We start from the raw sequence: 13,521 nt of genomic DNA, 5'->3' as shown, positions 1-13,521 counted from the left end.
GAGCAAGCCCCTCCCACAAAATGCAAAAGCAGATCTGCTGTGTATGCAAAGCGTATGCAAAGCCGCATTTGATCCGCTTCAACCACTCAGGTCGGCTTTCAGGCCGCCGTGCTGTTGCTTTTGATCTGCTTTTGATCTGAGACGCGCCCCCACACTACGCCTTAACCGTCTGCGCCTTGGCCCGCATCTTGTCGGCCATCACCGTCATTTCGTCATACAACAACTGCGGGTTCTTCTGCTTCAATGCCCACGCCATTCGCCCCTGTTCATGCGGCAAAATCATAAACTCGCCCGCTGCCACCCGCTGGTAAATATAGTCAGCGATGTCCGCCGCCGTGATCGGCGAACTCTCCAGCAACTTACCCACCTGCGCTTTCATCGCTGGTGTAGGCCCGCGAAACGAGTCGAGCAAATTGGTCTGAAAAAACGACGGGCACACCACATGCACGCCGACTGCCTGCTGCTTGAGTTCCACCAGCAAACTCTCGGACAACGCCACCACGCCCGCCTTGGCCACGTTGTAATTGCTCATCGCAGGGCCCTGCATCAGCGCCGCCATTGAGGCGATGTTGATAATCCGGCCCTTGCTCTTTTCCAGCAGCGGCAGAAACGCCTTGCAGCCTTTAACCACGCCCATCAAGTTGATCGCGATCTGCCAGTCCCAGTCTTCCAGGGACAATTCGGCGAAGAAGCCACCCGACGCAACCCCTGCATTGTTGACGATCACATCAATGCCCCCCAGCTTCACCTCGCACGCTTGGGCAAAAGCGGTGAGCTGGCTGTAGTCGCGCACATCGCAGCGCTGGGTAAAGCCGTCGCCACCCGCCTCGCGTACGCGCTTGAGGGTTTCCTGCAAGCCCGCCTCGCTCACGTCCGACAAGGCCAACTGCCAACCCTCGCGGGCCCAGCGCAGCGCGATTTCGCGACCCAGGCCGGACCGGCGCCGGTGATCATCATGCGATTTTGCATAGGACAGTAGCCTTGTGGTTCACAGTAGAAGTGATCCGCAGTGTAGCGAAGGTTTTTACCGCACCCACGCACCATCCAATTGATGAATGCCTTGAGCAAACCCAAGGCCGGGTGCGAGGACGACTTAACGCGTAAGTTCAATATTTCTCAACTAACGTGTGCTAAGTGCCAACGGGTTAAAAGAAATAAACATGTTTGCGAAATGCTTTAAAAAATCACGGAATTTTTTACCAGATCGTACAGTCGGAGTTGTTAACGCGCTCGCATTTACAGTGTGCGGTCCCAACGTTAAATAACCGGTCCTTGAAGAAGGCCTATAAGGAAATAAAACATGAGCCTCATTCTAATCATCATCCTCATCCTGCTGCTGGTCGGCGGCCTGCCGGTGTTCCCGCACTCGCGTAACTGGGGCTATGGCCCGTCGGGTATCCTCGGCGTTGTGCTGGTGGTGCTGCTGGTGCTGTTGTTGCTCGGCCGGATATAAAAGCCGGACAAAAAAAGAGGCCTTAATGGCCTCTTTTTTTTCGTCGGTTAGTTAGTCCGGCTTGCCGTCAACTACACCGGCAGTGTTATCCAACAGGCTCTTGGTGGCCGTCTGCAGGAACGAATCGAGTTTCTGCTTCAACGCCGCTTCGTCCGGCGACTCGGAAATTAACTTACCGGTCGGGTTAGCGCCCAGTTCGTAGGACCACAGCTTGGGCGGCATTTCCTTCGGCAATACCAGCACGCGGTCATCTGTGACCAGCGCTACGGTCTGGTCGCTGCCCGACGGCTTGATCACGCCAAAGCCCTTGTCGCCTTCCGGCAGGTTGAGCAGGTCACGGCCCCAGCACTGGTGCAAGGTATCGCCGCCCAGGCGGCCCATGATGGTTGGCACGATGTCGATCTGCGTACCCACGGTGTGGTCACGCTGGCCGAACTTCTCTTGCATGCCCGGTGCAATCATCAGCATCGGCACGTTGAAGCGGCCCAGGTCCATCTCGGTGATCTGCTGCTCGTTACCGAAGCCGTGGTCACCCACAACCACGAACAGGGTCTCTTTGAAGTACGGCTCTTTACGGGCTTTTTCAAAGAACTGGCCCAGCGCCCAGTCGGAGTAACGCATGGCCGTCAAATGCTCGTTGAGGCTGCCACGGTCGGTGACTTTCTCAACCGGCAATGGCGTCGGCAACGCGTACGGCGTGTGGTTGGAGAGGGTTTGCAGGAGTGCGTAGAACGGCTTGCCGCCTTCACGGGCCTTCAGTTCTTCGAGGCCACGGTTGAACATGTCCTGGTCGGACACGCCCCACGTCGGGTCGGAGAACACCGGGTTAACGAAGTCATTACGCCCGATGAAGTTGGTCATGCCCTGGTTGCTGAAGAAGCCCGACTGGTTGTCCCAGGCGAAGTCGCCATTGTAGACATACACGTCGTCAAACTTGCGCGCGCTGAGCAACTGCGGCAGGCCCGACAGCTTGTGGCTGCCTTCCGGGGTTTGCATCAGGTATTCGAAGCCCGGCAGGTTCGGGAAGCAGGCCATGGTGGCAAACATACCCTGGTGGGTGTGGGTGCCGTTGGAGAAAAAGCGGTCGAACAGCAAACCTTCCTTGGACAACTTGTCGAAGGCCGGCGTGATATTGCCGGGGCGACCCAAGGCGCCCACCGAGTGCCCGGCGAAGCTTTCCATCAGGATCACGACGACGTTCTTGATCGGCAGGGTTTTCTCGGCCGGCGGCGTGTAGTCACGGCGCACGGCGGCAGTGTCGGCATCCACCAGCTTTTCTTGCGGAAGCAACAGCATGTCACGCACGGTCTGGGTGGCCAGCGGTTGCTCCAGGGTGGCTTTCCAGATGTTCGAGCGGTCTTCGGAGAAGCGCGACTTGGCCGCAGCGATCAGCGACAGGGTGCCGTTCAAGCCCAACTGGTTGGCGAAGTTCGAATCGGTGGTGTAAACATCACCCCAACGCAGCGGCGGGCCCTGGCGCAAGGTGCCACGGATGGCAACCACGGCGACCAACAGGCAGACCACGAACACCGCGATGCGGGTGTACCACGGCGCCACTTGGCGCGTGCCGACGGTGCCGCCGCTGAACGGCCCGCGTGGGCGCGTCGCACGGTCGGCGCCCTTGAAGGCGATGCTCAGAATCAACGTGCCCACGGCCCAGGCCAGCAGGTAGCGCACCACCGGGAAACCATACCAGAGCATGCTCATCACGGTTTTCGGGTCTTCTTTCACATACTGGAAGACCAGGCCGTTGAGGCGCTGGTGGAACTCACGATAGAAGTCCATCTCCATCAGGCCCAGGAACAGCGCAATGCTCGACGCGACGGTCAGCCACAAACGGAAGAACCCGCGCGCCGCCATGGCCCGAACGCTGAACAACGCCAGCAGCAGCGGGACCAGCACGTACATCACCAGGCGAATGTCCAGGCGCAGGCCGTTGCCGAAGGCTTCCAGGAAGGTTGAGGCCGGTGTGTCGAGGATCATCTCGCGGTTGTAGGCCAGCAGCGCCAGGCGCAGCAGGGAGAACATCACCATCATGACCAGTGCGCAGAGCAGCGTGTACGCCAGATGGGATTTGACGGTCGGTTGCAGCAGGCGATTAGAAGCTCGCTGCTGACTCAGGGCGTCCGGGTTTGCCATGTCGTTTCAGGACCCATTGGAAGTTTAAGTTGCGAAATAATGCAGTTGCGTCCGACCCTCGCCCAGGCTGGCTGGGGCAGGCGGTTAACGCGGTGGCGCAAATGGTGCCCGATCAACGGCATCAACGCTATTAATTACTCAACGTGCGCCGCTGACCCACCTTTAGTGGCGTGGGAAACAGGGCGTGAGGGGGAGCCATAAAGCCGGGGAATTGTCTTGGATAAGATGTGAAAATTGTGTGCAGCGAATATTTCGAAACACAAATTTTCTGAGCGCACATAAAGCAAATGTGGGAGGGGGCTTGCTCCCGATGGCGGTGTCTTAGTCATTAAACAAGTGACTGTCACACCGCTATCGGGAGCAAGCCCCCTCCCACATTGAGTCAGCGGTTATATCCGCACGTTACCGCGCGGCCCGGCGATTGCCCAGATGATCAGGCCCAGCACCGGCAGCAACAGGATCAGCAGAATCCACAGCACTTTGGCACCGGTGCTTGCGCCGCTTTTGAACACATTTATGATCGCCCAAATATCCAGCGCGAGGATGATCAGGCCAATCAGACCATTAAACGTTGAACCCATGGTGTCGCTCCTAAGTGAGGTCATGCAACTTGTAGGATAGCCAGCCCTGGCAGGGGTTCCGTTTTATTTCAGACGTGTAGGGCGATGCGCAGCGCTTCGAGGGAAGGTTCAGCCTTGATGCCGACCTCGGCACACAATTCAAGCACGCGGGGCAGGTCATTACCGTAGACCAACACGGCCTGTATCTCGTCATCGAGCAACTGGCTGAAATTAAGCAGCACATACCCGCCATCTTCCGGGCTGAGGGCACTCATCTGGATCTGGATACGGTTGAGCGCGGTGAGGTCCTCGGTTTTGGCCAACTGCTTGGGCTTGAGGTTGAACGCCACGCCCGCGCCGAACGACGCGACGATCTGCGCAAACAAATCGCCATAGGTGTCGGCCTGAAACAACACGGTATCCGGCAAGCTGCCCACCACTACCCACTCACCCAGCGTGATCGGGAAGGAGTCGTCGTAGTTGATGTCCGGGTTCGCTGCCAGGAATGCCGCAGGGTCAGCGTAGGCCTGCGCCGCTTCTTCGGCGATGCGCGCCACCTCGTCTGCGCTCATCACGCCGGCGCTGATTTTGCTGATGAGTTCGACGAGTGCGGCTTTCATGGGGAGATCCTGTGGTGGGCTGGTTTTAAAGGGCGCGTAGCCTACACCAGTTTCTGCAAGTGCGCCGCCGTGTCCATGGCCCCCATGGTCTGCGCCGCCGCCAGTGCGGTGGCACCCTGCGCGTCGGTGGCCTTGGGGTTGGCGCCCTGACCGAGCAAGTACTCAAGCATTTCGACACGGTTGAACATTGCCGCCATCATCAAGGCTGTACGGCCGTCCGAGGAGGCTGCGTCTACTGGCGCGCCGCCTTCGATCAGCGCCTTGACCACCGGCAGGTTGCCTTTGAACGCCGCACCGGCCATCGGCAATTGGTTCTTGTCATTGGCGATCAGCGGATCGGCCTTGGATTCCAGCAGCACTTTCACCGCGTCGACGTGGCCGTGGTAGGCCGACAGCATCAACAACGTATCGCCGTTATGATTACGCAGGTTAGGCGGCAAGCCTTTGGCCAGCAACGCGGCGAGCATGGCGGCGTCGCCTTTGCGCGCCACATCGAAGACCTGCTCGGCAAACGCTGCGGCTTCGTCTTCGGTCATTTGTTTAGGCTGGTCTGGCATGTGGAGGCTCCTTGTGGGGTGCTGCTTTAAGTACTGGATAAGGCGCCCAGTGTCGCGACGGAGTTCCCTGCTGTCATGACTTTTTTGCCAAAAGTGAGCATAACCACAATCAATAGCGAAACTGCCCGCCCTGGATCTGCGCCAACAGTTCGCCGGTGACCGGTACATAGCAGTCAGCGCCCGGCAGCCACGCGTAGACCGGGTCAGTGCCAGCCTTGTGCGGGTCGAACGCTTCCTCCTTGAGCCGTACCTTCTGGTATTTGAACGTGCCGGTGGTGTCCATTTTCACCTTGATCCGCAGGAACAGCGGCACGGCGTAGTGCGGTAACCGGCCGTGAGCGAACTGCAGCAGCTCACGCATATCCAGGCACGCCAGGGATTCACTCGGGGTGATGGCGACCATGCCCGCGCGGCCATTGGTGTTGTCGATCTCGACGCCGTAAGCCACCACTTCGGCGATCTGCGGGTGCTGCAGCAAGACGTTCTCGACTTCAGTGGTGGAGACGTTTTCGCCCTTCCAGCGGTAGGTATCGCCGAGGCGATCAACAAATTGCGCGTGGCCAAAGCCAATACTGCGCAACAGGTCGCCGGTATTGAAATAACGATCACCCTTCTCGAACACGTCCGTGAGCACCACCTTGCGGTTCTTTTCCGGCTCGGTGTAGCCGTCAAACGGCGATTTTTCGTCAATTTTGGCCAATAGCAGCCCCTGCCCGCCCGTTTGCACCTTGCGCATAAAACCATCGCCATCACGTGTGGGCTCACCGCCTTCGTGGGAGTAGTCCACCAGCGCCCACTGCTGCAGGCAAAAGCCGATGGTGTTGTCGAAGTTCAGCACATTGGTAAAGCCGATATTGCCGTCGCTGGCAGCATACAGTTCGCACACATGCTCAACCCCGTAGCGCTGCTTGAACTGCGCCCACACACCGGGGCGCAGGCCATTGCCGACCATCTTGGTCACACGGTTATCGCGGTCCAGCGCGCCGGCTGGCTGATCGAGCAGGTAGCGGCACAATTCACCGACGTAACCCAAGGTGGTCGCGTTGAATTTTCGCGCATCCTCCCAGAACTGGCTGGCGCTGAATTTTCGCCGAATAGCGAACCCGGACGCCCCGACAATCGCCGAGCCCCAGCACACACACAACCCGGTGGCGTGGTACAGCGGCAAGGTGCAATACAGCACATCTTGCGGGCCCATGTTCAAGGCAATGCTGGCGAAGCTGACCGCAGTTTTGGTCCAGCGTCCGTGCTTCATGATGCCGGCCTTGGGCAAGCCCGTGGTGCCGGACGTGTAGATATAGAAGCACGCGTCGTTGAAAAAGACTTGCCCGGTGCTGGCGGGGTTTTCCACCGAGCCGTCGGCACTCGCGGCCATCAGGTCGATATAACCCTCGGGCAGCCTGCCGCTCTGTTGATCGGCGACATACCAGGTTCTGTCCGCGGTGATCGCGACGTGGTTGCGCACTGCCGCGTGAGCGTCTAGCAATTCTGCACCCACCACCATCGCCACCGGCTTCACCAGGTTCACGCTGTGCACCAGCGCCGCCTGGGTTTGCGAGGTGTTGAGCATGGCGCAGATGCCGCCCAACTTGGCCACCGCCAGCACGCTCAGCAGCAGCTCGGGGCGGTTTTCGATAAACAGCGCGACCACATCCCCCTTGCCGATGCCTTGGCCCTGCAGGTAATCGGCGATGCGGTTGGCACGCTGGTTGGCTTGGCGGTAGCTGAGCACGCTGTCGCCGTACAAAATCGCCGCGCCCTCGGGGTTGCGCAGCGCCGCCTGTTCAAACTGCCAACCAAGGCCGCAGGGCTGCCGTGGGTCGGTTACATTGGCCGTGCGCATGCCGCGCACCACACGCGGCAGCGCCCGAACAATCGCCGGCACCTTACGCAGCATCTTGCCCCACGTGATCATGTCGTCTTGCTGATGACTCATGGCGGAACGTCCTTTTTCTTATTCTTTGTCTGATCCAGAACAACCGCAGCGTTGACGCCAAGGCGGCGCGAATGCCTTGCTGGAAAATACGCCTGCCGTTCTTCGGCTGTACACGCAGGATTTGAAAAGTTTTGTATCCCGGCCCCACACGCTGTACTCAGGGAATTTTGCGGCGTGTGAACAGTCTTTATCAGTAAGCGAACCCTGAAATGCCCGGGTTAGATAGCGCAAAATGCAGGACGCACGATGGCCTTTCATGCAAATTGCACGAAAGTGAATTTCGTGAATATTTTTAAGTTATTGATTTATAACGATTTTTTCGAACACCCAATACTGGCACAATCACTGCACCTATCACTCCATGCTTGCCAACTTGAGCCAACGGAGCTGATAGACATGAGCCTGATCCAAGATAAATTCGCTTCTGTATTTTCCCAATACGATGTCACCACTCAGCCACGCCCCGACGGCGGTATCCTGCTGACCCTGCGCAATAGCGAAGGCAAGCAGGTCAAGCGCTCGATTTCGTACCAACAGCTGCACACTGCCGATCAACTGACGTGGGTGATCAGCGCGATTCGTCGCGACCTGGCCGAACAAGCCAGTGACCTGCCGCAGATTTCGATGCTGCAAAGCCAGAACCGCTTTGCCCTGCCGACTTACCATTCGGCATAAGTGCCGGATGTAAAAAGCTGCCAGACATAAAAAGGGCCGCGACGCCGTTAAGCGTCGCGGCCCTTTTTTTATGCGTTCAGCAAATGCCCTGGCGGGCCGCTTCATTCATCGCCTGTACACGGTTGCTGACTTCCAACTTGCCATAGATGTTACGCAGATGGAATTTCACCGTGGCCTCGGAAATGGCGCGAATCTGGCTGATTTCCCAGACGGTCTTGCCCTCTGAGGCCCAGCGCAGAACTTCCAGCTCGGTCGGTGTGAGGCGTTTGCCGCGTAAGCTCAGGCGCCGTCTAACCGCCATGGGCACCGCAGCCTGCGTACAGCACAAGTCCTCTGGGCCACTCATTAATCTCTCTCCTTTTTATTAACGTATCCCTACCACCCTTCGGATTCTTCCCATTGACAGGCGATATAAACATCGGGATTGGAGAGAGTTACATAACCCCGGAGATGAAAGCATAAGGCGCAGAATAAACAGCTGCGCCTTACAGAGAATTGGGTTTATTCCCACAGCAATTTCCAGCGTGCTGCGGTTAAACAGTCAGATATGAATGCTTAATCGTCCAACCTTGGGAAATTGGCAGCAATACCGTCGCCGCTGAACGCTGGCTCACAGCCTTCGGCAGTATTGAACAGACGCATTACCACCACATGGGGGTTCTCACCCATATCAAACCAATGCGGCATGCCCGCCGGAATCACCAACAAGTCATTTTTCTCACAGCGTACGGCGTACACGTACTCACCGACGTGCAACGAGAACAGGCCTTGGCCGGCGATAAAAAACTGCACGTTGTCTTCGCTGTAGCGGCACGCCTTGAGCAACCTGGCGCGCAATTCAGCGTTGCGCGCAGGGTCGCCCGTCAAACTGAGCACCTGTGCGCCAGCGTAGCCGAGGGCGTCGATTTGCGGTTGGTACGCCGCGATCATTTCAGCGTCGCTGGCGCCCTGCTCGATGGGGCTGGGCTGCCAGCGCTCAAACCGCACGCCGAGTTCGGCCAGGGTGGCGGCGATGTCGCCGAAGTGGGTCAACACCTTGTTTGGGGTAGCGGGTGTGGCGACGTGGTAAACAGCGACATAACTCATTGCACGGTTCCTTGGTTCGGCGCTTGCAATCGAAGGCCAATGATAACGGCGGCTGCCAGCGCCGCAATGCTCGCAATGCTGAAGGTCAGCGTCGGGCCCAGCAGGTTCCAGCTATAACCCGAATACAAGGCGCCCAGCGCGCCCCCCGTACCGGACAGGGCGGCGTATAACGCCTGGCCCTGGCCTTGCTGTCGCGCGCCGAAACTGCGTTGCACAAAGGCAACCGCCGCTGCATGAAAGCTGCCAAAGGTGGCAGCGTGCATGAGCTGGGACAGCAGCAGCACCCAGAACACCTCGGCAAATGAACCCAGCAGCAGCCAGCGTACCGCCGCCAACAAGAAGCTTGCCAGCAACACCCGTCGCACTGAAAAGCGCGCAAGGATGCGGCTCATCGCCAGGAACATCAGCACTTCCGCCACCACGCCCAAGGCCCAGAGCATGCCGATGACGCCACGGCTGTAGCCCAAATGTTCGAGGTGCAGCGTGAGGAACGTGTAATACGGGCCATGACTCAGTTGCATCAGCGCCACGCAGGCATAAAACGCCAACACCCCGGGGCTGCGCAGTTGCGTGAGGAACCCCTCGCCCGCCAGACGATTGCCGTGGGTGGCGGGCTGCGCGTTCGGCACCCACAGGCTCGCGCCAATAATACCGGCCATGATCACCACGACCACCACCGGGTAAATGTCCAGGCTCAACCCGTCGAACACACGCCCCATGATCACTACGGTGAGGATAAAACCGATGGAACCCCACAGCCGGAGCTGGCTGTAGCGTGCGGTGTTTTTTTGCAGATGGGCCAGTGTGATCACTTCAAACTGCGGCAATACGGCGTGCCAGAAGAACGCATGCAGCGCCATCACCAAGGCCAGCCAGGCGTAGGTTTTGCTGACGAATATCAGCGAAAAGCTGGCCAGGGTGCACACCGCGCCAAACCGTACGATGGCCAGGCGCCGACCGGTGTAGTCGCCGAGCCAGCCCCACAGGTTCGGCGCCACGCAGCGCATCAACATGGGGATGGCCACCAGCTCGCCGATGCGCGCGCTGGAGAACCCGAGGTGGTTGAAGTACAGCGCCAGGAATGGCGCGGTCGCCCCCAGCAGGGCGAAGTAGAACAGGTAGAAGCTGCAGAGGCGCCAGTATGGGAGGGCTGGAGTCAGCATAAGTGTGGGGTTGCAGGGGTCCGCTGCGCGGCCCAACGCCAGCAAGCCCGCTCGCCACAACACGCGCGCTCGTCACTGGGAGCTTGCTTGCCGCATGCGGTCACAGTTGGCCCAGCACCGGGGTGGTTACGCGCACATCGGCGTTTTGCCCACGGTTGCGCAGCAGGTGGTCCATCAGCACGATGGCCATCATCGCCTCGGCAATCGGTGTGGCACGGATGCCCACGCACGGGTCGTGACGACCCTTGGTGATCACCTCGGCCGGGTTGCCGTGTATGTCGATCGAACGGCCCGGGGTGGTGATGCTCGACGTGGCTTTCAACGCCAGGTGCGCAACAATCGGCTGGCCGGAAGAAATGCCGCCGAGGATGCCGCCCGCGTTGTTGCTGAGAAAACCCTGCGGCGTGAGTTCATCGCGGTGTTCGGTGCCGCGCTGCGAAACACAGGCGAAACCGGCGCCGATTTCCACGCCTTTCACCGCGTTGATGCTCATCAAGGCATGCGCGAGTTCGGCGTCGAGGCGGTCGAAGATCGGCTCGCCCAGGCCCGGTTTGACGCCCTCGGCGACCACGGTGATCTTGGCGCCCACGGAGTCCTGATCGCGGCGCAACTGGTCCATGTAGGCTTCCAGCTCCGGCACTTTATCGGGGTCGGGGCTGAAAAACGCATTGTCGTCGACGCTGTCCCACGTTTTGAACGGAATTTCGATCGGGCCGAGTTGGCTCATATAGCCACGAACGACGATGCCCTGGGTCGCCAGGTATTTCTTGGCAATCGCACCGGCGGCCACGCGCATTGCGGTTTCGCGGGCCGAGCTGCGGCCACCGCCACGGTAATCGCGCTCGCCGTATTTGTGATGGTAGGTGTAATCGGCGTGGGCCGGGCGGAACAGGTCCTTGATCGCCGAGTAGTCCTTGGACTTCTGGTCGGTGTTGCGAATCAGCAGGCCGATGGCGCAACCGGTGGTGCGGCCCTCGAACACACCGGAGACTATCTCGACTTCGTCGGGTTCCTGGCGCTGAGTGGTGTGGCGGCTGGTGCCGGGCTTGCGGCGGTCAAGGTCACGCTGCAGGTCTTCCAGGCACAGCTCAAGGCCTGGCGGGCAGCCGTCGACAATGGCGACCAACGCCGCGCCATGGCTTTCGCCGGCGGTGGTGACTGTGAACAGCTTGCCGAAGGTATTGCCGGACATGCAGGGCGCTCCGTGAAATCAGTTGAATCAAGTCAACCGTAATAACTTAAGGCGGGCAGTATACGCAGGCTAACCGACTAGTTCATCCTCGAAACCTTACCGGTAGACGTTGGTCCAACCGGCACCTCCCCAATGATGGCGCGATGATGCTGCGAGTTCTGCTTTTGACCCTCACTCTGTTTTCCAGCCTTGGCTTCGCCGCCTCCCCCGTCGTGCTGCAACGACCGATCAGCCTCGACACCGGCAGCGGCGAGCTGTTTGGCTCGCTGTTATTGCCCAAGTCCGACGCGCCAGTGCCCGTGGTGTTGATCATTGCCGGTTCCGGCCCTACCGACCGCAACGGCAACAGTGCCGACGGCGCGCGCAACGACAGCCTCAAGCGCCTGGCCTGGGTACTGGCGCGGCACAACATCGCCAGCGTGCGCTATGACAAGCGCGGCGTGGCCGCCAGCCTCGCCGCCACCCCCGACGAACGCAACCTGACCCTGGACGCCTACGTGGCTGACGCGGTGGCCTGGGGCAAGCAGCTCAAAACCGACAAACGCCTGGGCCCGCTGATCGTGCTGGGCCACAGCGAAGGCGCGCTGGTCGCTGCACTTGCCGCGCCGCAACTTGATCCCGCAGGCGTTATTTCCCTGTCCGGCAGCGCGCGCCCGGTAGACCAGGTGATCCGCCAGCAACTGGCCGACCATCTGCCCCCTGCCCTGTTGCTGCGCAGCAATGAAATACTCGACCACCTCAAGGCCGGCCAAGTGGATGCCGATGTGCCGCGGCCGCTGGAGGGTATTTTCCGACCGAGCGTACAGCCTTATCTGATCAGCCTGTTTCGCGCCGATCCGTCGGCCGCCTTCGCCAAACTGAACATGCCCGCGCTGATCATCCAGGGCACCCACGATATTCAAGTGGGCGTCGCAGATGCCCGGCAGCTGAAAAACGCCAAGCCCGACGCAGAGCTGACCGTGATCGAAGGCATGAACCATGTCATGCGCATCGTGCCCAAAGACGTGAAGGAGCAGTTGGAGTCCTACAACGACCCGAAACTCCCGCTCGCCGCCGAGCTGGGCGAGCGCATCGTGCGTTTTATCCAAGGGCTTCAACCGCGTTAAACGACTAGTTGCCTCCAGTCCTGGAAAAAGCGGCCGATAAGCCCAGGGTCGACAGTAAAAAGACTGCCGACCCGCAGGGCTTGGACAGGATCGCAGCGCATGACAACCACACAAGCATTACCCGAACAGAGTGCCGACACCCCGGCCGAAAACGCCGAAGCCGTTGAGGCCCCAGCCCTGCCGTGGGCGGACGTGCACGCTGAACACTTCAAGATGCTGCGCCTGGCACCACTGGCCACAGACCGCGCCACCGGCGTGCGACCGTTGCGGTTTGTGCAATTCGGTTATGCCGAGCGGCACGATAAACACCACAGCCTGTTGCGCATGATCATCCAGTTGCCGGGCCAGCGCGTGCGCCGCGAGCAGAACCACCTGGACATCTGGGTCGATCACGATGACCGCCGCGTGCATTTCGGTCCGGGTACCAGCCTGGAAATCGAACCGGCCAACCGGGGAATCGGCCGTTTCCTGGTAGCCCAAGCCGCCGCGTGGGCGAAAAAGAAGTGGTCGGACTACCGCGTCGACGGCGTGGACTTATCCAACAAGGACGCGCTGAACGAAGCGACCCGCCTGCGTCGCGACCACTTTCTGCGTATCCACGGTTTTGATGTGGCCTACGCCGATGTGCAGCACCTTAAGGGTAAAGTGCAGCCAGGCAGAGTCGGCGATGTGCTGGACAGTTGGAACACCGAGAAGGTGCAGTTCGTCGAGATTCTGGAAGCTGCGCAGATGCTGCAACAGGCCGAGCATAACCTGGCGGAGCACGAAGTAAAGCTGCGCAAGGAAGAGGAAAAAGTCACCAAATTCAAGCGCGAGGACACCGGCCTGCGCTTTACCATTACCTGTTTGGTGGCGTTTACCGTGTTTCAGGCGGGCTTGTTGATCTGGATTGCGACGCATCGGTAAGCGGCGATTGACCTTGGATCAAACGGGCTTTTGTGGGAGCGGGCTTGCTCGCGATTGCAGTGTATCAATTGAAAAATATCTACCTGACACAACGCTATCGCGAGCAAGCCCGCTCCCACATTTGACCG

The 13,521-nt window shown here is 59.6% G+C and carries 13 protein-coding genes and 1 pseudogene; 4 read left to right on the top strand and 10 right to left on the bottom strand.

What is annotated here, in order from left to right; genetic code table 11:
* Positions 1-154: 154 nt before the first annotated feature.
* Positions 155-969: pseudogene (locus tag F0169_RS03680) on the bottom strand (SDR family oxidoreductase).
* Positions 970-1,300: 331 nt separating this feature from the next.
* Between F0169_RS03680 and F0169_RS03675 the strand changes: the two are divergent.
* Positions 1,301-1,453: a DUF3309 family protein gene (locus F0169_RS03675; RefSeq protein ID WP_015885095.1), complete on the top strand. Its 153-nt coding sequence runs from the start codon at positions 1,301-1,303 to the stop codon at positions 1,451-1,453.
* A 51-nt stretch (positions 1,454-1,504) separates the two neighbouring features.
* Here the strand turns inward: F0169_RS03675 and F0169_RS03670 are convergent, their stop codons facing one another.
* The 5 genes from F0169_RS03670 to F0169_RS03650 all read right to left on the bottom strand — a co-directional run bounded on the left by F0169_RS03670 (position 1,505) and on the right by F0169_RS03650 (position 7,265).
* Complete coding sequence (locus F0169_RS03670; protein ID WP_122249549.1) at positions 1,505-3,592, bottom strand: LTA synthase family protein; 2,088 nt, start codon at positions 3,590-3,592, stop codon at positions 1,505-1,507.
* 389 nt (positions 3,593-3,981) lie between these two features.
* Positions 3,982-4,173, bottom strand: coding sequence for a PLDc N-terminal domain-containing protein (locus F0169_RS03665; protein ID WP_003172956.1), 192 nt, complete (start codon positions 4,171-4,173; stop codon positions 3,982-3,984).
* Positions 4,174-4,241: 68 nt separating this feature from the next.
* Positions 4,242-4,772 (bottom strand): hypothetical protein, encoded by a 531-nt coding sequence (locus F0169_RS03660; protein ID WP_058414201.1) that lies wholly within the window; start codon positions 4,770-4,772, stop codon positions 4,242-4,244.
* A 41-nt stretch (positions 4,773-4,813) separates the two neighbouring features.
* Positions 4,814-5,329 carry an ankyrin repeat domain-containing protein gene (locus tag F0169_RS03655; RefSeq protein ID WP_058414202.1) on the bottom strand — a complete coding sequence of 172 codons (516 nt, stop codon included), beginning with the start codon at positions 5,327-5,329 and terminating at the stop codon, positions 4,814-4,816.
* 109 nt (positions 5,330-5,438) lie between these two features.
* Positions 5,439-7,265 (bottom strand): long-chain-acyl-CoA synthetase, encoded by a 1,827-nt coding sequence (locus tag F0169_RS03650; protein WP_152745601.1) that lies wholly within the window; start codon positions 7,263-7,265, stop codon positions 5,439-5,441.
* Between the two features lie 396 nt (positions 7,266-7,661).
* Between F0169_RS03650 and F0169_RS03645 the strand changes: the two genes are divergently transcribed.
* A complete protein-coding gene (locus F0169_RS03645; RefSeq protein ID WP_048721059.1) occupies positions 7,662-7,940 on the top strand; it encodes a DUF3509 domain-containing protein in 279 nt (92 codons plus the stop codon).
* 76 nt (positions 7,941-8,016) lie between these two features.
* Here the strand turns inward: F0169_RS03645 and F0169_RS03640 are convergent, their stop codons facing one another.
* From F0169_RS03640 to aroC, 4 genes are all read right to left on the bottom strand, one after another.
* Entirely contained in the window at positions 8,017-8,286 is a 270-nt protein-coding gene (locus tag F0169_RS03640) for a response regulator transcription factor (RefSeq protein WP_058414204.1), read from the bottom strand.
* Between the two features lie 209 nt (positions 8,287-8,495).
* Positions 8,496-9,026, bottom strand: a complete 531-nt coding sequence (locus F0169_RS03635) for an acireductone dioxygenase (RefSeq protein WP_152745600.1) — start codon at positions 9,024-9,026, stop codon at positions 8,496-8,498.
* Positions 9,023-10,186, bottom strand: coding sequence for an MFS transporter (locus F0169_RS03630; RefSeq protein WP_152745603.1), 1,164 nt, complete (start codon positions 10,184-10,186; stop codon positions 9,023-9,025). The genes F0169_RS03635 and F0169_RS03630 overlap by 4 nt, the downstream gene beginning before the upstream one ends.
* A 103-nt stretch (positions 10,187-10,289) precedes the next feature.
* Entirely contained in the window at positions 10,290-11,381 is a 1,092-nt protein-coding gene (gene aroC, locus F0169_RS03625) for a chorismate synthase (RefSeq protein ID WP_152745598.1), read from the bottom strand.
* Between the two features lie 143 nt (positions 11,382-11,524).
* Here aroC and F0169_RS03620 point away from each other — a divergent pair, with 143 nt between their 5' ends.
* Both F0169_RS03620 and F0169_RS03615 read left to right on the top strand, forming a co-directional pair.
* Positions 11,525-12,487 (top strand): alpha/beta hydrolase, encoded by a 963-nt coding sequence (locus tag F0169_RS03620; protein ID WP_152745596.1) that lies wholly within the window; start codon positions 11,525-11,527, stop codon positions 12,485-12,487.
* A gap of 99 nt (positions 12,488-12,586) precedes the next feature.
* Complete coding sequence (locus F0169_RS03615) at positions 12,587-13,393, top strand: hypothetical protein (protein WP_152745594.1); 807 nt, start codon at positions 12,587-12,589, stop codon at positions 13,391-13,393.
* Positions 13,394-13,521: the final 128 nt, after the last annotated feature.

This window comes from Pseudomonas kitaguniensis, from assembly GCF_009296165.1.
In the GTDB taxonomy this organism is placed as follows: Bacteria; Pseudomonadota; Gammaproteobacteria; order Pseudomonadales; family Pseudomonadaceae; genus Aquipseudomonas; species Aquipseudomonas kitaguniensis.
Note: the sequence above shows the minus strand (reverse complement) of the source record. Positions and strands in the feature narration are given on the sequence as shown.